This window comes from Limosilactobacillus mucosae (assembly GCF_013423865.1).
GTDB classification, from domain to species: Bacteria; Bacillota; Bacilli; order Lactobacillales; family Lactobacillaceae; genus Limosilactobacillus; species Limosilactobacillus mucosae.
In genome coordinates, this window is sequence record NZ_CP058954.1 from 1262250 (window position 1) to 1281464 (window position 19215).

The following is a 19215-nucleotide window of genomic DNA, read 5'->3' on the forward strand; positions in this document are numbered from 1 at the left end:
ATACCCTGCCAAAAACTTAATACCACCAAAGAATGTTGTTAGTGCGATGGAAGCTGGCAGAGCTTGGAATTTTACGATTGCTTCAAGCTGCCAGCATTATTTTTGATTTTTTCCGGACCATGACGATCATTAAATTCTGACAATCAATGAGTCCAGTCATTCATTGCATTGATCATGATCGAGCGGCTTGGATCAGCTTTTCTGACTGATTGATACCAAGATTCACCATCGAAATCAAACATTTGATCCGATTCTACAACAGCTATTTTTCAACTAGGTGCGTATTTCAAAATTAAATTATTTAAAATCATTGATAACACTTAACTTGGAGTAGAAAAAAGCGTACCAATCTTTTGCCATGCAACACAGCGAGCTCTGACCAGACGCACATCAGAAGACTGTTTCGTCAGCCAATAAAGTTTAATGCTATGACCAGTGTTCTGACTCGATAGCGGCTAAGGCAAATGTTTCGGCAGCTTATAAAATTTAATGCGATAACCAGATCCGCATCGAGGTACCGCTTCTAAAATCCATAAATTTCAATCGTACATCACAGCATCATTTTTTATAATCAATAAAGCTCAAAAAAAATCCCTACTCAAATCTGAGCAGGGACTTTTTATCAAGTCGGGAAAACAGGATTCGAACCTGCGACCCCCTGGTCCCAAACCAGGTGCTCTACCAAGCTGAGCTATTTCCCGAAATTAAATCAGTAATTAATATTACCAACAGTTGTAAATACTACCGCGTTTTATTTAAATCGTCAAGCAGATTTTATAATCATCGTTAGTCCAATAATTGTATCAATACAATTCAGACTAATATCTGGCTACGTCTTGTCAGTAAGTGGCAGTCGCCGTATAGTAAGATCATCAAATTAAAAAATGATTAGAGAGGATTGTTGATATGATCAAGCCCGCCCTGTTGATTGAGGATTTTTCGGCGTTAGGTCAAATTTCATTAATTGGTGCCCTAAGCGTCTTGCAAGCAATGGGAGTTACAACCGCATCCCTGCCTGCAACCATTCTATCCAGTCAAACGGAGGGATTCGGTCAGCCTGCCGTTTTAGACACCAAGCAATGGATTCAGGCTTCGCTTAGACATTGGCAGGCACAAGACATTGAACCTAGCGGCGTTTTAATTGGCTACCTTGGTCAATGCACCCTCGCCGAACAGCTAGGCAGCTGGCTTGAACAGCAAAACCTGACTGACTGCTTAAAAATCGTCGATCCGGTGATGGGTGATCAAGGCCGACTATATCCTGGATTTGATCACGATTATGTCGAGGCGGTCAAAAAACTGTGCCGCCACGCTGATTTGATTACGCCTAACTGGACTGAGCTTTGTTTCCTGGCTGGTCTGCCATATTCGTTGCCAACTGCTGAGACACTAATTCAAGGGATTGATCAGCTAAAGGTAGCGGGAATCAACGCCACGGTCATTATCACCGGTGTTCATTTGAATGGACAGATTGGCTGCTGCTGGCGTCAGGATGAACAAACCGGATTTAAGCCCCAACCGCAAATCAGCCGTCAACATCACGACTATCAGCACGGTAATGATGAAGGTCAGAATCTTCAAAACGGTTCCGATTCACACCAGAGTCTGCAAAGCAACAGCGATTGTTATCATAAGCAGCCAATGAATTTTTGCGGTAATGATGTTCAGGCCGGTCATTTCTATGGTACTGGCGATATCTTCTCGGCACTGCTTTACGGTCGGCTGCTGCAAGGCTGGTCGCTGGAGACAGCAGTTGAGAATGCGACGAATGCCATGGAGCTCGCAATCCAGCAGACCGCTCCCCTCCCCGACAACGAGCGGCGATTTGGTCTGCGTCTCGATCATTTGATTCACTATGTAAGCAAGCATAAGAGGAGTGATTTTAATGCAAAAATCTGCAACGGTTAGACATTTGGTATTCACGGCGCTTTTGACGGCGCTGACTTTGATCTTTGGTCGTTTCTTCTTGATTCCGCTGCCTTGGACACATGGTAACATCAATCTCTGCGATGTCGGCATCTTTATCGGTGCCATGCTGCTGGGACCATGGGCAGGCGGCTTTATCGGGGGCTTTGGCGCCATGTTTCTGGACTTGATTTCCGGCTTTGCCCAATATGCACCATTTTCGTTCATCTCACACGGTTTGGAAGGCATCGTTGCCGGATTGGTCTTTAAATACGTTCGTGGCAAATGGGGCCGCGTTGCTGGTGTAACCGCGGGAACGATCGTAATGGTAATCGGCTACTTCTTCTCAGATGCCATTCTGTACACCTGGGCAACTGGTGCAGCCGGCGTTCTCCCGAACCTGATTCAAGGCATTGTCGGCTCGGTAATCGCGCTTTTGATTGCCTCACCAGTTGAAAAAGCCGTTCACCCAGCCCTCTCCAGTAAATAGCAATAACCCATTAATTATAAGCATGGCGCTGCATCCAGACGATAAGTGTTTGGAGCTGGCGCCTTTTTTGTCCCCTTTGCTTTTGATAAATATGATTTTTTGTTCAAGTAATCACAACGAAAAAATATTATTTTGACTGCTTGGTGTATCGTTCTCATCTGAATTTTTAAACAGATTAATCGAATAAATATGAATATTTAAGTCCTTCTTATGTAAAACGTTTTAAATTAACGATTGACTAAATCTATTCAACCGCAATATAATCGCTCCCGTGCTGTTTTAAGTTACTAAGGGGGTATTTTTTAATCGCATGATAAAAAGGGGAGCATTATTCTGCGTTTCCCTTGCATTTTCTTTAATGCTGCTGGTCAGCTTTGCGATGACCGGCAGCTATGTCTTTGCTAGTGAACTGTCCACAACATCGAGCAACAGTTCACAATCAATTGTTAATAGCACTTCTGTCAATAATCAATCTAAACAAGATCAAAACAGCACTACCGCTGAACATACCGCGGTGTCGGCCGTCAGCAGCAATCATCAGCCGCAAGACGTCAGTGACCGTATTACTAATCTGACTGTTGTCGAACGTGATTCCAAAAAGTCGCAGTCAATCTATAACGATGGCGCTTATGTCACGGTCAGCGGAACTTTTAGCGATGCGCGCGGTAAAATTCAAGGCGGCGACACGATTCATGTCAACTGGCCCAACAGTGGTCAAGCCTACGTCAACAGTTACGTTGGCGGTAAGGATCTTTACGTCAATGGAGCGATGATTGGCCACTACACCGTCGATCAAACTGGCGCAACCTTGACGTTTAATGACAAAATCAATGACTTGCAAAATGTCAGCGGCAATTTTTCATTTGACATTGAAGTTCGCAACACTGACGAACAGAACCAGACAATCCAGATTACAGCCGGCAGTACTGTTGCATCCATTCCAGTCAAAGGAATCACCAAAGGTAGCAGTGAACAGCCAAGCGGTAAAGGATGGCGTGGCGATAAAGTTGGAATGATGCTTAATCGAGGCGATCATAATGCATTGGCCTGGGGAATCTATCTGAACAGCAATGCGGCCGCACTTGGCAGTGACATTATCTGTTCCGATACTATTCAGGGCGGTCAGCAGTTTGATCCTGATTCAGCATATAATCGAATTACCGTTAATGGGCAGTCATTGTCTTTTGATCAATTCAAAGCCGCCTACCCTAATTCTTCAATTGAAATCAACGGCAAGACTCTTACTTTCCGTTTCAATAAAGACGAATTTTCCGGTAAAACAATTTTGGTTGGCTACGGAACGAAAATCACTGATAATGATTTAGCGGTCTTCAACAATACGGCCAATGTCTCCTATCAATTAAAAGAAGACAGTCAGCCTACCACCGTTGAATATTCATACTCTGTGAAAAACGTTTCATTTGATGCCAACGTCACGGGAACCAAGCCTGGTGAAATGAAGATCATCAACAAGTACACTGATGATGAAGGTAAAATTAAGATTTTGCCCGATGCAACTTTTGAGGTCATCAAACCAGATGACGAATCAATGACCTACACGACGGACGAAAATGGTGTGATTGACATCAAGGACCTGCCAGCGGGAAAGTACACGATTAAACAAATCACGGTTCCTGACTGGATTGATTTCTCGAAAGCTAAAGACCAAACTTGGACAATTGAGATCTCAGACAATGCAAATGGTACGCCGTTGATTGTCTATAATGATGTGAAAAAGTCGATTCCGTGGACGCCGCTCACGCCTTCTAAGGATGTAAAGCCCTGGGTACCGTTGACTCCGGCGAAGGACGTGAAGCCGTGGACACCGCTGACACCCGCTAAGGAAGTCAAACCATGGACACCATTAACACCGGCTAAGGAAGTTAAGCCGTGGACACCGTTGACACCCGCTAAGGAAGTGAAACCTTGGACACCGTTGACACCGGCAAAAGATGGCAACTCAGATGACCACTCAATGCCAGCTGCAATTATTAAACCTGCTGATAAGCATGCTGATTCTGAAGCAACGGCAACACCTTCAACTTCGGCTGCTCATACCAACAAGCCAAATGCAGTGGCAGACAATAATTACTCATCACAGCCACAGCCGGTTGCCAAGCCAGCTGCTGATAATGGCGTGATCGCTCAGGCTCAGAAGCTGCTGCCAAAGACTGGTAACCATGCTTCCAACGCAATCTGCTGGCTGGGAGTCATGCTTTGTGTTAGTGCAGCCGGTTGGGTTGTAGTATCTAAAAAGAAAAACAATTAAGCAAAGACAATAATGCAAGGAAACTTCTGTTAAATTTGATATCGCACTGTCACAGCTTCTCGCTCGCGATAGTGCGATTTTTATTTTGAAACAGCTTCTGGCTTTAAAATGTTTTTTGATCAACTGGCTAAATTAAGGAAATGAATCCCCTTATGTTATGGCGGCGTTTTTATTTTCCAAGCTTTGGGTTAAAATAAAATTATCGTATTTATTGAAAGGAATATTTTTATGAAGGGTGCAATCTTTAACGTCAACAATCTAATCGTCGACACAAATCAGCAGCAGTTTGATGCCTGGCGCGAACTGGCAATGTATGAGTATGGGCTGGGACTGCCTGGCAAACTGGCCCCGCAGCTCAAAAACCTCAGTGCCACCGCAGCTTTGCCAATCGTTTTGAACCAGCTGCACCAAACGGCCGATGAAGCAGAACAGGCCGCCTTGCTTTCTGAACAAGAACAGATGTATCAAAAAGCGCTGGACTCGCTGGATGAATCTTCAGTAATGCCTGGGATCGAACGTCTTTTGATCAACCTGGACGATCACTACGTCAACATGGGGGTCGTTGATAATGGTGGTCATGCCGAACTCATTTTAAAACAGCTGCAGATTGCCGACTACTTCACCGCCATCATCCCTAATGAGGGCGATCCTTACTCCGCCTTTGCCCAACAGCTATCGGCAGCGCCAAACGAATGCATTGCTCTGGCTACTACTCCAGCTGATATTGATGCTATCAATCAGGCTCACCTGATCTCAATTGGTATTGGCGATGCAGAACTTTTGAGTGCGGCCGACTATCAGGTAGCTCAAACTGGTGATCTGCGGTACCCAATGCTGCGCAAGGTCTGGGAAGATCACCACGAAAATAAATAAAACGGCTGCTTAGTTCAATTAGTCAGCAATTAATTAAAGAACATTTATCCTAGCCTTAAATAAGCCAATTTATCCATAGTTAAGCGCAAGAGATTTTTGGCTAGCATAAAACAGCGTCATGCCTGGGCTTTTTCCCCTCGCGATGACGCTGTTTTTATTAATATTATTGATCATTTAAAACTGCCGCAATCTTCGCAATATCAGTGGGCGTAGTCGTACAGCAGCCACCAATCGCGCTGGCCCCGGCGAGCAGCCACTCTTTCGTCAATTTGCCAAAATCATCTTCGGCAGGTGCTGCTGACCAGGTTTTAGTCGTTGCATCATAGCTTGCTCCCGAATTTGGATAGACGATTATTGGCAGTGCTGTAGCTTCTTTTAGTTTCTTAATCGCTGGCGTTACCAGGCGCGGCGGAATACAGTTGACCCCAACGCTAATTACCTGATCATACTGCGCAACGGCTTTGGCAGCATCGACCAGTTTAGTCCCCTCACTGATGGTCTTGGCATTTTGCAAAGTAAAGGAAACATATACTTTTTGGTCAGGATACTCATTTTTTAACAGATCCAAAACCGCTTTAACCTCACTCAATTTCGGTTGCGTCTCCAATGCCAGACAGTCTACGCCAGCATTGACGATTGCTTCCAAACGAGGGCGGTAGAATTCTTGATACTCAGCCGACGTTAATTCATAATCGCCACGATATTCGCTCCCATTTGCCAGATAAGCGCCATAAGGTCCAAGCGAGCCAGCCACATACCCGTGCGCTCCCGTTTCTGTTTCGTAATCATCTCGTGCCTGCTTGGCTAATTCAACGGCCTTTTCAATAACTTGTCGAGCTTGTTTTTCAGTCAGTCCCGCTTTTTTAAGTGCTGGAAGATTGGCTTGGTAGGTATCAGTAATCGCCAACCGCGCCCCAGCTTCAAAATACTCTTTGTGTACTTGATAAACGAGTTCTGGCTGGTTAATCAAAGCCGCGGCTGTCCACAACTCATTGTCCGTATCACAGCCCAGCCGCTCAAGACTAGTACTCATTGAGCCATCAATTACCAATGGATTTGAGAAAATTGATTTTTTTACCATTACTTTCACCTTTTTGTGTTATTATTCTCTAATGATATTCTAATTAATTAATATTAACAATTATTTTAGCTTGGGAAGTGAAAAAATGGCAATTGCCAAACAAACTGAACACTTAGCACGTAAAATGGAATCGCGTCATATCCAGATAATCTCATTGGGCGGCGTAATTGGTACCGGGCTTTTCTTGAGCTCTGGCTATACGATCCATCAAGCAGGCCCTTTAGGAACAGTGCTGGCCTATTTCGTTGGCGCACTGATCGTCTACAGCGTCATGCTTTGTCTGGGCGAGCTTTCGGTAGCAATGCCTTATACCGGTTCGTTTCACGTGTATGCCAAGCGCTATATCAACCCAGCAACCGGCTTTGTCGTCGCCATTCTTTATTGGCTGACTTGGACGATTGCGCTAGGTTCTGAATTTACAGCTGCTGGACTGATCATGCGCAATTGGTTCCCACATACGCCAGTCTGGATCTGGAGCCTATTGTTTATGATTGGCATTGTGATAAGCAATATTTATTCGGTACGGATTTTTGCGGAAAGCGAGTTTTGGCTGGCCGCAATCAAGGTGTTTGCAATAATTGCTTTTATCGTCTTGGGATCGCTGGCAATTATTGGCGTGATTCCGCTCAAGGGCTATTCGCATGCTCCAGGATTGCAGAATTTCGTCAAGGATGGCTTATTTCCAACTGGCTTTGGTGGTGTCTTCACAACCATGCTGACGGTAAACTTCGCTTTTTCTGGCACTGAATTGATCGGGGTAACGGCCGGTGAAGCCAAACAGCCTGAAAAAACACTGCCCAAGGCCATCCACACTACCCTTTGGCGTCTTATAATCTTTTTCATTGGTTCCATGATCGTAATGGCCGCCTTGATTCCATACCAAAAAGCTGGCGTTACTCAAAGTCCATTCGTCTATGTCTTTAAGATGATGGGCATTCCATTTGCCGGTGACATTATGAATTTTGTTGTCTTATCGGCTATTATTTCTGCGGCTAATTCCGGTCTTTATGCCTCGACTCGAATGCTGTGGTCGCTTAGCAATGAAGGAATGCTGCCGAAATTCTTTACTAAAACCAACCGACGCAGCATCCCCACGGTAGCCTTGGCATTCAGTATGCTGGGCGGTATCTTGGCTCTGCTTTCCAGCGTGATCGCCGCTGATACCGTCTACTTGGTGCTTGTTTCAATTTCTGGATTGGCCGTTGTTTTTGTCTGGATGGCAATCGCCCTGGCGCAGCTAAATTTCAGAAAGGCATTCCTAGCACAGGGACATCAAATCGATGAGCTTTTGTACCGCACGCCCGGCTATCCGTTTGTTCCATTATTTGCTTTAATCTCAAGCGGTTTATCGTGTCTTTTGATCTGGTTTGATCCTCAGCAGCGAATCGCGTTGTATTGGACGCTGCCGTTTGTTTTAATTTGTTATCTCGGCTATTGGTGGTGGCAAAAGCGCCATCCGGAGACTGCCGATACGAATAAGTAGTTTTGTTTAGCATCCACTTGATCAATCAGGGGGATGCTTTTATTAGTTATGATAAAATAAAGGCAGTATTCAAAATCGAAAGGAGGCAGGCCCTTGCTGCGCTATCTAATCAGCATTCTGATTGGCGGCATTCTGCTTTTGATCTTTAAGGACTGGCTTGGGATCAGCCGAAAACATCCGCCTCGTCAAAAAGCTACTCACCAGCCGAATGCCACATCTGAGCATGAACCAGAAACAATTCCTCCATCGACGTCAAATGTTCATCAACCAACAATAATCGCTCAATCAGTGCCAAATGAGCATGGTCAATCGATACCAGACGAGCATAAACCGGCAGTGGCTGCTCATTTGATACCAGACGAGCATAAGCCGACATTGGCTGCTCAATACGATCACAAAAGCCAACCGAATCTTGGCAACACTGAAATGCTGGCAAATCCAGCGGCAAAGCTTCAAGATCAAACTAGCGTGCCACCTAAAACCGAATCAAAGGCCCCCCATGATGATGATTTCTCATCCAGGCCGCGAGCTAAATCAAAACGATCACCTTTTATATCATGGTTTAGCTTCAAACGCCCAGTTAATTGGTCAACGGCAGCGCAACCGTTGAACTGGTCAAATCTGCTCACAACCAAGCCGATCAGCAATGCCGCCTACTTAGAGCAGCTGCAGCAGTGGGACCGGCATCTCAGTATGGTCGCGGATCATGATGAGATTGCGACCCAGGCCCGGCAAAACTTTTCTGACGCCCAGAAGAACGCCTTTTTCCATGATCCATTCCCCGGCCTGCGCTTTTTAGCTTATGAGATGGCCAAAACCTATTCTTGGTACAGCCATGGTACGGATCGCTCCCCACATGAACTGGCCATGCTCTCTAAAGACCACCTTAAAGGAATCATTCAGCTGCATGAGCGCGCCACGCAGCTTTTGCAGGGAGATATCGGAGAGCGCCGCGTCTATCAACTGCTGCAGGAGCTTTATCCTCATGAAGAACTGCTGGACTCGCTCAACCTGCCTTTTGACTACTACAAAAAGCAAAATACCGCTGCCGTTAATCAGATCGACATTATATTGATCACTCGCAACGGGGTCTTGATTCCAGAAGTTAAAAACTATCAAGGCCTGGCGCTGCAGCTAACCAAGGATGGCGATTTCATCATTGCCTACCCCAACGGCTACTGTGAACAGATTAAAAATGCCGCTGAGCAGCTCAGCAACCACGAGCATGCGGTCTCACGCCTGTTATTTGAGGATGCCAACGCACGCCAGATTTTAATGAACGCGCAACCCGTCATTCATTCCATGTTCGTGGCGGCCAACCCCGATCAAGCAACCATGCCCGCCCCTGGAATGCGAAATCGACTCTACTCACTGTCGCAGCTTGATCAATTTGCTAAATTTAAGGCCAAGCGTCCATTAACCGGTCTCGAACAGCGCTATCTCAAAGAACTGCTGGCCAGTCGCGAAACCGGCGAACGCGAATACGAGCAGCCTTTCATCATCAATCTGGCCAAACTGGAACGTCAGCTGCTTGCGATGGCAGCTTTGAATGATCAGTATCTTAATGACAACAGTCCACTGACTCGTTACGTTGACAGTGACATGCTGACCAGTCTGCATCGCGGTAATTTCATTGATGATCATTGCCGGCTGCGCTAGATCAAGCCTGAAACTGGGAGCGCTGACTTTGCGAACTTATTTCTAGAAAGGATAATCTTCTTGCATCAAATCAATACAGATGGTCAATGGCTGCATCTTTTTTATCAAGGTGAAGAACGTGATGACGGCTGTGCTAACGAATTGAGTCTGCAGCCTGCTAATGATGAGTACCGCTTAAACCTGATTTTGAGCAACCATGGCTTTAATAACGAGCCGCATGACGCAACTTTTTCACTTGATCAAGCTGACGTTAAGGCCTTGCAGAAATATTTAAGCGCTTGGCTGAATGACCAACAAAAGTCTCCGTCATCACACGAAGCAGACTCATGCGACCAAGCTTAGGAGCGTAAAATGCCCTGTCGCCCAATCCAGGCGGCAAGGCATTTTAGTTTTTAATGGGTTTGCTAATTTTAAACCCTTCAAACCAGCCAACGCCATGGTTAGCATCATTTTCCGCGGAAATCACAAATCAGCATCCATCCTGCAACCTACTGATAGATTGATCCCATAATCCATCACAGCACTTCTACCAGCCTCACGAACCTCCCTGGACTTTGAAAAAACAATCTATCGGGCAATCACCCCACCCCAACGCTACTATACTCTAATGCTTGAACCAATTGATAAAAAATCGCCCGCCCTGCCTTTGACAGCTAGAACGTGCGATTAAGCATTTAAAGATAAATTCAGTTATTTTCCAGTATTGATTACTGGCTGCGTGCCGCGTTCACTAATAATTGCTACCATTATATTGTTAATGACCTGTAAACGCTGCTCATCAGTCAGATTTAAATCCGTTTCCTTGGCCAGCCGCTCCATAGCATCTTCCGTGATTGAGACGGCACCTTCAACGATAATCTTACGTGCTGACAGAATCGCCGCGGACTGTTGTCTTTGCAGCATCGCACTGGCAATTTCCGTGGCATATGCCAAGTGCGTCAGCCGCGTTTCCAAAATCTGCACGCCAGCCACGTTAAGCCGTTCCTGCAGTTCTTGTGTCAAGCGGTCAGAAACTTCAGTCGGATTCCCACGCAGCGTCAGCTTATCCTGCTCATCAAATGTGTCGTACGGATATTCGCTGGCAACGTGACGCACAGCAGACTCGCTTTGAATCTCAACGAATTCCTCATAGTCATCAACATTAAACAGAGCCTGCGCCGTATCAATGACTTTAAAGACTACTACGGCCGCGATTTCAACTGGATTCCCTTTTGAGTCATTAACCTTCAAAATCTGAGAGTTAAAGTTGCGTACTCGTAGGGAAATGCTCTGCTTGTCCGTTAACGGCACCGTCATAAACAGGCCGGCATCGCGAATCGTGCCAATATAGTTGCCGAAAAAAGTCAGCACCTTAGCTTCATTTGGCTGTACGATCGTCAATGCTGAAGCGCACAGTGCAGCCAGCAAAATCAAAATGACCCCGACTGCCAGCTCACCATGCTGCTGATCAGCGTAACCGCGATAGCACAGCCAAACTCCTAAAACCGCGACCGCAATGGCAGCAATCAATCCCAGATAGCCATTAACGTGGAATGCTTTTTTCTCTTGCATCGTCATCCCTTCTTTCAGATCGATTCTAGAACAATTATAACCTAGAAACGATTTCCAACAAAATAGCAAACACAACGCTGGATGATTGCTTGCCCGGCACGACGATCCACTGAATAATTCGCTGCTATTCTTAACTAAATAGCGATTCAATCTGATGAACTTTACCAAATCAATTTGAGAAAGTTTACTAAAAAATCGAGCCAGTTAGCAACTGACTCGATTATGTTATAATATTTTTGTCCAGGAACATTGGTGGTGCTTCGCTTTTCGAAGGGAGCGATGCCAATGAAGGAGTTGAAAAAACACACGACGCTTCCCATCATTATGAAAGGGATCCATAAGTGTCAAACCGACATCAAGATGGCGCCGACTTAAAAGGTCTTGCCGCTGTTCTTCACGAACTGCATGGCTTACCGATCGGCGTTCAACATGCAGCTTTGGCCACGGTCGTAATCATTGTGATTGCTTCCCTCATAGCCGGTTGCTACATGGTCAGTCATTTCTGACCAAAAAGAAAAAACCATCTTTATGAGTGGCAGCTCTAAGATGGTGTGACAAATTCATGTTTTATGAGTGTAAGCACTGTCGATTTTCAAGGACATTCGGGCTAACATGTTCCAGCACGTTAGCCTTTTTGTTTACGCCATAATTATAGCTGATTTCAATCGGCATTGCAATTTGAAAACGCCTTGCCAGACCAGGCAAGGCGTTTTGCCAATTATTATTTTGCCGCTAAGCATAATCAATGTGCCGCCGTTCAAGCAAATCACTGCCCCAAAGCGTAGCATTTCTCCTAGGGCGCAGCTTAATCGTTCCCAAGGCTTTATTCTCCGTGGCTGAAGAACTGAGCGGCTTTGATTGCTCGCTGCCAGCCGTGGTAAAGCTGTTCGGCATCTTCACGCTTCATCACCGGCATAAACTCATCGCCCAGTTTGGAAAGTTCCTTGAGCTCCTCTTGATCATTCCAAAAGCCAACTGCCAAACCAGCCAGGAAAGCCGCGCCCAGTGCCGTAGTTTCTTCCATTTGTGCTCGTTCAATCGGCGTTTGCAGAATATCAGCCTGGAACTGCATCAAAAAGTCGTTGCGACAAGCCCCGCCGTTGACCGTCAGTGCCTTTAACGGCAAGTCGGTGTCTTTGACCATCGTATCAACGACATCCCTCGTCTGGTAGGCGATCGATTCCAACGTAGCCCGCGTAATGCTTTGGCGATTGGATCCCCGCGTCAAGCCAAACATCGCGCCACGCACTTCTTGATCCCAGTATGGCGCGCCCAGCCCGGTAAATGACGGTACCACATAAACGCCGCCAGTTGAACCGGCTTCAACGGCCATTTTTTCTGACTCGCTGGCCTTGGTAAAGAACTGCAGCCCATCGCGCAGCCATTGAATTGCCGATCCCGCTACAAAGATCGAGCCTTCCAAAGCATAGTTCAATTGTCCGTTCAGCTCATAGGCAATCGTCGTCAGCAGACCATTTTTCGACAGCGTGGCCTCGGTACCAGTATTCATCACGATAAAGGCGCCAGTACCGTAAGTATTCTTAACGGATCCCTTTTCATAGGCAGCCTGACCAAACAAAGCTGCCTGCTGATCACCAGCCATCCCCGCAATCGGAATCTCGACCCCAAAGAAGTGGTAATCGCCCGTATAGCCGTACACTTCTGAATTTGAGCGCACGGCCGGCAGCATTTGGCTTGGGATGTCCAGCAGCTGTAAAATATCTTGATCCCATTGACGCGTGTGAATGTTAAACAGCATCGTCCGACTGGCATTGGTAACGTCCGTGGCATGCACGCGGCCGCCCGTCAGATTCCACAGCAGCCAAGTATCAATCGTCCCAAACAGCAGATCGCCATTGGCTGCTTTTTCCCGCGCGCCCGGCACGTGATCCAAAATCCACTTGATTTTAGTTGCGGAGAAGTAAGAGTCGACTACCAGACCGGTTTTTTCGTGAATCAGATCTTTATAGCCATCCTTGATCAGCTGTTCGGCAATGTCACTGGTCTGCTTAGACTGCCAAACGATCGCATGGTAGATTGGCTTGCCAGTGTGGCGATCCCAGATGACCGTCGTTTCCCGCTGGTTGGTAATCCCAATCGCGGCAATACGGTACGGCTTGATCTGTGATTTGATCATAACATCAGAAATTACTGATTGAACGCTATCCCAGATTTCCGTGGCATCATGTTCAACCCAGCCTGGATTCGGGAAGTATTGCGGAAACTCCTGCTGAGCCATTGCAATTTCATGTCCTTGGTGATCAAAGATGATTGCCCGCGAGCTGGTCGTTCCTTGATCAATTGCCATTATATATTGTTCGTCACTCATGAATTTCAATCCTTTCCGTTATGAGCACTGCGCGGCTTGCCTGGTTGTTCGCCAGTTAGTAAGCTGCCCCAGCATACCAGTCATTCCCAAGCGTTCGCCAAACCATTAAACTGCCCAGCCTGTCTGGATATGCTGGTTGGAAAACTCCCCAACTCAATTTCAGCACCGCTTCATGACGCAAAAAAACCGCTGGCGACCCAAGGCCATTCAGCGGCTAATCGTTTACTTATCGCTGACCATCTTGCCAGCCACACTGTAGCGATCCTTGCGCATTTCGTTTAAAACGATGTGGATGCGTTCTTCAGGAACATTGGCATCCTTAGAAATGGCTGCCGTAACGTCCTTAACCAGGGCCTTTAATTGTTCTTCAGTGCGACCTTCCAACAGATCAATGTGTACCAATGGCATGAAAAATCTCTCCTTTAATCCAATAACTTGGGGCAATCATACCACAATTAACACTGATTTGGCAACGCTTTACATAGTCTTAAAAACTACTTAATTAATTTTCAAAACTATTCTTTAATAACGCAACTGCTGGCCGTCAACAATTTGTCAGCTGGCGTTCAACAGCTAATTTCCTTAAAGGTTGCCGCTCAGCCACCCCTGCCCCTTTAAAAATCCGCTGAACTCAAAAACCGCTCAACCAGTCTCAGCCAGTCGAACGGTTCTTCTATTTAATGCTTCTTGATCAACAGCCATGCCGCCCCGGCTGCCAGCATGACGCCGGCCATTTTATGAAGGTCAGTCTTAACGCCTTTAACCAGCGGCTTTTTACTTTCCAGAACTACTTGAAAATGTTCGCCGTCATACAATGTCTTTTTCATAATCGACACTTCCCTTTTCAATTGGCTTTTGATTCATGCTTTGTCTCTATTCTACTCCGCATTACAAGTCATGACGAGCAACAATTGCGTTAAACCTTCTTATTGATAGGCCAAACGATGCAATCTTCCATCTTCAAATATGCACTTATCGCTGATCTTTTCGGGTAAACTTTTTGATTAGCTGAGCCAAAGAACCGATTAATCAAACGTTTATGATCTTTTCCAAGCTGAATGCCATCGTGAGCTTGCTTATGCTATTCTCGATCATTGATGCAACCAAGCCCATCACTGTATTTATTGGTCGCTGATAATTTTTATCGCACCAATCGCCTCTTAGCAGCCCCACATCCGCTCCAAAGTCATTATTATGTCAATAAATTCACACTTGGCGATTCGTTAGATAAGCAAAAATATATTTCATTTATTAAATCACTTGTTTGTTTAGTTTATCTAACAAACGTTGGTATATTAGCATTTGTAAGCTATGACAAAATTATCATATCTAATTATAAATAATTGATTACCACTGCTTGTGACAATGCAAATCGTTCCTATAAAAGTAATTTTCTTCTTGGCCTAGTTATCACACGAATGATAATTTTTACCAAACGTAAGTGGATGATTACACCATGCTTAGTAAAAACAATCACAATCTGAAAATCAAACAAGCCAGCGATCGCCAATTGCGGTTTTCACTGCGTAAATTTGGTACCGAAATTGCCTCGGTAGCCATCGCCAGCCTGTTCTTTATCGGCAGCAGTGCCATGACGGTCCACGCCGATACCAGTGATGGATCCACGACAACGACTGTCTTGACAGCCAATTCAACGGATCAATCAACTACTGCTGCCGACGCTTTGACTCATTCAGTAGCCACCTCTGATTCCGCTGCTCAGTCAACTACTGCTAACAATGCCAAGGATTAGGCATCAACCGCGACTGATTCCGCCAACACCGCGATGAGTACGAACAGTTCGACTGATCAAAGCACTGAGGCTGATCAAACGATTATCAACTCCAAGCAAAACAGTGCCCAGGCGCCTGCAACGGATAACATTCAACACGGCATTAACATCACGGTCAACAACCAGACGACTGGATACAACGGCAGCTCGATTTTAAATGCCAATCAATCCGATGGTACTTTCGATGTCAACACGGTCGTTACCAACAACAATTCTGACAGCCGCAAAGTTGAAGAAATCGTCCTGCTGCCAACGTTTACCGCCAACAATTCAACCGATTCGAATACGCCGGTTGTTACAGTCACGGCTTCATCAATGAACAACCGCCAAAACACTGCCAAGACCAGCCAAAAGACGCTGCCACAAGCTGGTAATGAACAGACTGGTTTACTGGCTGCCTTAGGACTTGGCTTGTCCAGTCTGGCGCTTTCCTTAACGGGGGCCTTCAAAAAACGTCATAACTAATCTGCCTGCTTGTTGATCCACATAGACTTCTTAAACCTCATCGTGGAAATGCTCCGTGGTGAAGTTTTTGATTTGATTGATGCAATCGTTCCTGGAAGCCTTAAGTACTGCTGCTTGGATCATGTTTGCAACAATGAGCAGCCGTTCCTGAACTGCTGATTAGTGGCTGTTATGCAAAAAATCCTGCATAAAACATATGACGAAACCATCATTACCTGCTTTTTGCCAAAATCGATGTATAAGTAGGTAAAAATCAGTGTATATTGAGTTAGGGGTCCCTAATATTACCTACTATTTCATAAAAAACACGCAATCGTAGGTAATTCACAAAGTCGGTCTGACCCAATCAACCCTAAAATATGCATTATTACCTACGATTTGAAGAAAAACCGTCAAAAGTAGGTAAAGTTGATCCGTTCGAATATGCAACTACCTACTTCTGGCCTAAAATCGGCGAATAGTAGGTATTTACAGGAATCAATGGCTGCTCATGCGGAATTTATTCACAAAAAAACTGCCTTCAGATCGCTCTGAAATCAGTTGGTGCCGATAACATCCGGCCTGATTTATTCCATTTCCGTTAAACCAGCTTGACGACGGCCGCGATTAAACCATGGCGAAACCGTAAAAGCCAGAATGTCATTGACCACGTAGATCAAACTGTTGATTGCCATTGCCAGCGTAGCATCCCCTTGCGCAAAGGTCACGCCCCAAAGAATCAGCTGGAAGATCCCAGAAGCCAGCCACCAGTAGTATTGGTTATTGTAGCGCATAAAGCACATGATCCCTGCAGTCAGACTGATAGCAAAACTGATGGCATCGATCCATGGCCGCGGATCATTAGTGAAACTGCCAATCAGATAACCACTGATAGCGTAGACCAGCAGCGTACCAATAATGGCTATGATCCATTGTTTGGTTCCGAAACGGCGCAGATGATTTTTGGTATCGTCGTTCCAGCTGCGGACGGCAAAGATTACCGGCAGATCAAGCGTCAATACATAGGCAATCTGTTCAAAAATCGACAGGTAGTTTTTTGCTGCCAAACCCGCGTAAATAAAGCAGGCAGCCGAGATCAGCCCCAGCCAGCCATTGATTGCCTTGGTAGCATTGATGGCCAACACGCACAGCGTCCCCAAGATCGTGCCGATAAACGTAATCAGCGTGACCGACGTAACCTTGCTGCTGATCAACAAAGCCAGCTGAAAGCCCAGGGCAAAGAAAAACAGCAGATAGTTCTGCATTGGCCACCCTTTCAGTTGATTGAACAGCCAGACAAAGTAATTTTCATTACGTTCCATGAATCGATTCTCCTTTTTCTCAGTAGCTTTTACCACGCGAACTGCGCGGCTGCTTATCCGTGGGGCGACCCCCACCTCGGTTGACGAGAAGTGCTCGTTTTCTCGCCAGCTGTCTTATTTTACGGGCCCATAAAATAAAACAAATCAGCCGTTTTGGCTTTGAGCAACTTGTATATCCTACCAAAAGATCGATTCACTTGCCAATGCAAATTTCTTCATCTATCTTAAACAAAATCACGCTAAAGTATCTATTTAACCGTAACGACTGCGCTTACTAAAAATAAATAAAAAATTTTTGACTGGCCGTTTTGCGTCGTTTGATTAAAGGATCGATAAGGTGACCAGCAATCTAGCCCCCCGCTTTTATTAATCAGCCAAATTCGACTGGTCGGTCATTGCTGCAGTCTAGTTCATCTGAAACTGGAATTGACTGACGGAAGCATTCGGCAATTCGAGCGCGAAAACATCAGCTGTAAATGGCGCTGGCGCTTTAGTACGCGTCCGGACACGATCCGGTGCGGCTGCCGAATTATATTCATTAGGCGAGGCCGCGCTGAGTTCTTCGTGACGCGTCATCGTGGCTGGAGCGCCCAATCTTAAATTCAGCTGATGGGATTGGGCATAGTCTTTATTAATGATAGTTACCGTCAATTGGCCCTGCTTGATGGTTGCCATGACATCAAGTTTTTCACTGTTCATTGCCGGCAGTTGGATCAGTCGCCCATTTTGATGCCGCTGATACATGACAAAGACGTCATAGTTTGGCGTCATGATCGTCTTTTCATCTTCAGTCAAAAACAATGCATTCAGCACGTTGACCGACTGTGCTACCGTAGCCATTTTCACCAGATCACAGTGACACTGCAAGACATTGAGCGTGATCGCAGTTGCCACTGCATCCCGCATTGTTACCTGCTGTTTTAATGCCGGTTTGGCGGTAAAAGCATCCCGGTGCCAGACTCCCCATTCACCGACGATCAGTTCCAGTTTGCTCAGACGCTGATCCATACTTGACTCCGGCGTTGGCATTTTCGCAAGCCCTTGATTAATCAGTTCTCCTTGTTGAACGATTACTTCTTCAATCTCACCAGCCCCTTTAACTACTCGATCCCAGCTCTGCTTATCAAATTCAGTTGGTGTGTCGTCGTCAGCCAGATTCCAATTATAGTAATGCAGGTCGAGGCCTTGAATCGATGGCTGTCGATACTTTGCCAGCTCATTCAGCAGATCGCGCGTCCAGTTCACGCGTTCGATCGGTTTGTTGCCATCGGGTCCGGAAGCAATTCGATAGATCTTTTCCTTATCAAAGAGATCATGCTTAAAGCTCGGCATAGCGGTCGCAAACTCACGATACTTGGCTGCATAGGCCGCGGGAGTCATAAAGCCGCCGCCTGCCCAGACCTCATTGCCAATCCCCCAGTATTTAACGTGATAAGGTGCCGGATGTCCATTTTGAGCACGCAGTCTTGCCAGATCGGTACCCGACTCTCGATTGCAGTACTCCATCCAGTCCTTCATTTCCTGAACCGTGCCGCTCATCAGATTGATATTGATCCACGGTTCTGCGCCAACCAGTTCGCAAAATTCCATAAACTCGTCCGTGCCGAATTGATGATCATCCCTGGTAAACGTACCAAAATTTTCATTAAAGGTGATTGGCCGCTGCTTGCGTGGACCAATGCCATCCCGCCAATGATATGAGTCTGCATAACAGCCGCCTGGCCAGCGAATCACTGCTGGGTGCAGCGCCTGCATCTTTTCGACGATCGTCTTGCGAAAGCCATGAATATTAGGAATCTTTGAATCCGGCCCAACCCAGATTCCCTGATCAATACATTCACCCAAAAACTCGATAAACTGCCCGTGTAGCTTAGGGTCAACGATTCCCAGCGTTTGATCGATGTCAATTGATAGTTCCATAAGCGACTTACCTATCCTTTCTAAGCTGTCAAGAAATGCTTGCTTTTGATAACGGTTTCAGCATAAGCTATCAATATGGTTTTTAATATCAAAAAAC

General features: G+C 45.9%; 18 protein-coding genes and 1 tRNA gene. 10 read left to right on the plus strand and 9 right to left on the minus strand.

All coding sequences use genetic code 11. From position 1 onward, the window contains the following. Positions 1-627: 627 nt before the first annotated feature. A tRNA-Pro gene (locus H0G69_RS06110) sits at positions 628-701 on the minus strand. 205 nt (positions 702-906) lie between these two features. Between H0G69_RS06110 and H0G69_RS06115 the strand changes: the two genes are divergently transcribed. From H0G69_RS06115 to H0G69_RS06130, 4 genes are all read left to right on the plus strand, one after another. Then, a complete protein-coding gene (locus H0G69_RS06115; protein WP_180304438.1) occupies positions 907-1908 on the plus strand; it encodes a bifunctional hydroxymethylpyrimidine kinase/phosphomethylpyrimidine kinase in 1002 nt (333 codons plus the stop codon). Then, complete coding sequence (locus tag H0G69_RS06120) at positions 1886-2395, plus strand: ECF transporter S component (protein WP_180304439.1); 510 nt, start codon at positions 1886-1888, stop codon at positions 2393-2395. Before H0G69_RS06115 ends, H0G69_RS06120 begins: the two co-directional genes overlap by 23 nt. A 358-nt stretch (positions 2396-2753) precedes the next feature. Continuing rightward, positions 2754-4664, plus strand: coding sequence for a SpaA isopeptide-forming pilin-related protein (locus tag H0G69_RS06125; protein ID WP_180304440.1), 1911 nt, complete (start codon positions 2754-2756; stop codon positions 4662-4664). A gap of 228 nt (positions 4665-4892) precedes the next feature. Further along, a complete protein-coding gene (locus H0G69_RS06130; protein ID WP_180304441.1) occupies positions 4893-5537 on the plus strand; it encodes an HAD hydrolase-like protein in 645 nt (214 codons plus the stop codon). 163 nt (positions 5538-5700) lie between these two features. Here the strand turns inward: H0G69_RS06130 and mmuM are convergent, their stop codons facing one another. Beyond that, complete coding sequence (mmuM, locus tag H0G69_RS06135; protein WP_180304442.1) at positions 5701-6618, minus strand: homocysteine S-methyltransferase; 918 nt, start codon at positions 6616-6618, stop codon at positions 5701-5703. Positions 6619-6709: 91 nt separating this feature from the next. On the opposite strand from mmuM, the gene H0G69_RS06140 reads away from it, so the two are divergent. Next, positions 6710-8101, plus strand: a complete 1392-nt coding sequence (locus H0G69_RS06140) for an amino acid permease (protein ID WP_420890835.1) — start codon at positions 6710-6712, stop codon at positions 8099-8101. 193 nt (positions 8102-8294) lie between these two features. On the opposite strand, the gene H0G69_RS06145 is transcribed toward H0G69_RS06140, so the two are convergent. Beyond that, on the minus strand, positions 8295-8477 hold the full coding sequence (locus H0G69_RS06145) for a hypothetical protein (protein WP_180304444.1): 183 nt from the start codon (positions 8475-8477) through the stop codon (positions 8295-8297). 230 nt (positions 8478-8707) lie between these two features. Here H0G69_RS06145 and H0G69_RS06150 point away from each other — a divergent pair, with 230 nt between their 5' ends. Next, positions 8708-9760, plus strand: coding sequence for a nuclease-related domain-containing protein (locus H0G69_RS06150; protein WP_180304445.1), 1053 nt, complete (start codon positions 8708-8710; stop codon positions 9758-9760). 60 nt (positions 9761-9820) lie between these two features. Then, positions 9821-10102: a hypothetical protein gene (locus H0G69_RS06155; RefSeq protein ID WP_180304446.1), complete on the plus strand. Its 282-nt coding sequence runs from the start codon at positions 9821-9823 to the stop codon at positions 10100-10102. Positions 10103-10450: 348 nt separating this feature from the next. On the opposite strand, the gene H0G69_RS06160 is transcribed toward H0G69_RS06155, so the two are convergent. Continuing rightward, positions 10451-11311 carry an SPFH domain-containing protein gene (locus tag H0G69_RS06160; protein WP_180304447.1) on the minus strand — a complete coding sequence of 287 codons (861 nt, stop codon included), beginning with the start codon at positions 11309-11311 and terminating at the stop codon, positions 10451-10453. A gap of 341 nt (positions 11312-11652) precedes the next feature. Between H0G69_RS06160 and H0G69_RS06165 the strand changes: the two genes are divergently transcribed. Next, positions 11653-11817: a hypothetical protein gene (locus H0G69_RS06165; RefSeq protein WP_180304448.1), complete on the plus strand. Its 165-nt coding sequence runs from the start codon at positions 11653-11655 to the stop codon at positions 11815-11817. Between the two features lie 317 nt (positions 11818-12134). Here the strand turns inward: H0G69_RS06165 and glpK are convergent, their stop codons facing one another. From glpK to H0G69_RS06180, 3 genes are all read right to left on the minus strand, one after another. Then, entirely contained in the window at positions 12135-13640 is a 1506-nt protein-coding gene (gene glpK, locus H0G69_RS06170) for a glycerol kinase GlpK (protein ID WP_180304449.1), read from the minus strand. Between the two features lie 222 nt (positions 13641-13862). Next, a complete protein-coding gene (locus H0G69_RS06175) occupies positions 13863-14048 on the minus strand; it encodes a 2-hydroxymuconate tautomerase (RefSeq protein ID WP_006499107.1) in 186 nt (61 codons plus the stop codon). 269 nt (positions 14049-14317) lie between these two features. Further along, positions 14318-14467 carry a hypothetical protein gene (locus H0G69_RS06180; protein WP_155403341.1) on the minus strand — a complete coding sequence of 50 codons (150 nt, stop codon included), beginning with the start codon at positions 14465-14467 and terminating at the stop codon, positions 14318-14320. 629 nt (positions 14468-15096) lie between these two features. Here H0G69_RS06180 and H0G69_RS06185 point away from each other — a divergent pair. Then, positions 15097-15393 (plus strand): YSIRK-type signal peptide-containing protein, encoded by a 297-nt coding sequence (locus tag H0G69_RS06185; protein ID WP_180304450.1) that lies wholly within the window; start codon positions 15097-15099, stop codon positions 15391-15393. A 33-nt stretch (positions 15394-15426) separates the two neighbouring features. Further along, a complete protein-coding gene (locus H0G69_RS06190) occupies positions 15427-15897 on the plus strand; it encodes an LPXTG cell wall anchor domain-containing protein (protein ID WP_180304451.1) in 471 nt (156 codons plus the stop codon). A 566-nt stretch (positions 15898-16463) separates the two neighbouring features. Here H0G69_RS06190 and pnuC read toward each other — a convergent pair. After that, positions 16464-17198 (minus strand): nicotinamide riboside transporter PnuC, encoded by a 735-nt coding sequence (gene pnuC, locus H0G69_RS06195; RefSeq protein WP_033935703.1) that lies wholly within the window; start codon positions 17196-17198, stop codon positions 16464-16466. Positions 17199-17603: 405 nt separating this feature from the next. Next, positions 17604-19118, minus strand: coding sequence for an alpha-N-arabinofuranosidase (locus H0G69_RS06200; protein ID WP_180304452.1), 1515 nt, complete (start codon positions 19116-19118; stop codon positions 17604-17606). Between the last annotated feature and the right edge of the window lie 97 nt (positions 19119-19215).

Coding starts and splice junctions, on each gene's coding strand:
- H0G69_RS06160 (WP_180304447.1), bottom strand. CDS start 11,311: ATGCAAGAGAAAAAAGCATTCCACGTTAATGGCTATCTGGGATTGATT.
- pnuC (WP_033935703.1), bottom strand. CDS start 17,198: ATGGAACGTAATGAAAATTACTTTGTCTGGCTGTTCAATCAACTGAAA.
- H0G69_RS06130 (WP_180304441.1), top strand. CDS start 4,893: ATGAAGGGTGCAATCTTTAACGTCAACAATCTAATCGTCGACACAAAT.
- H0G69_RS06120 (WP_180304439.1), top strand. CDS start 1,886: ATGCAAAAATCTGCAACGGTTAGACATTTGGTATTCACGGCGCTTTTG.
- H0G69_RS06190 (WP_180304451.1), top strand. CDS start 15,427: ATGAGTACGAACAGTTCGACTGATCAAAGCACTGAGGCTGATCAAACG.
- glpK (WP_180304449.1), bottom strand. CDS start 13,640: ATGAGTGACGAACAATATATAATGGCAATTGATCAAGGAACGACCAGC.
- H0G69_RS06200 (WP_180304452.1), bottom strand. CDS start 19,118: ATGGAACTATCAATTGACATCGATCAAACGCTGGGAATCGTTGACCCT.
- H0G69_RS06180 (WP_155403341.1), bottom strand. CDS start 14,467: ATGAAAAAGACATTGTATGACGGCGAACATTTTCAAGTAGTTCTGGAA.
- H0G69_RS06145 (WP_180304444.1), bottom strand. CDS start 8,477: ATGTCGGCTTATGCTCGTCTGGTATCAAATGAGCAGCCACTGCCGGTT.
- H0G69_RS06125 (WP_180304440.1), top strand. CDS start 2,754: ATGCTGCTGGTCAGCTTTGCGATGACCGGCAGCTATGTCTTTGCTAGT.
- H0G69_RS06185 (WP_180304450.1), top strand. CDS start 15,097: ATGCTTAGTAAAAACAATCACAATCTGAAAATCAAACAAGCCAGCGAT.
- mmuM (WP_180304442.1), bottom strand. CDS start 6,618: ATGGTAAAAAAATCAATTTTCTCAAATCCATTGGTAATTGATGGCTCA.
- H0G69_RS06115 (WP_180304438.1), top strand. CDS start 907: ATGATCAAGCCCGCCCTGTTGATTGAGGATTTTTCGGCGTTAGGTCAA.
- H0G69_RS06175 (WP_006499107.1), bottom strand. CDS start 14,048: ATGCCATTGGTACACATTGATCTGTTGGAAGGTCGCACTGAAGAACAA.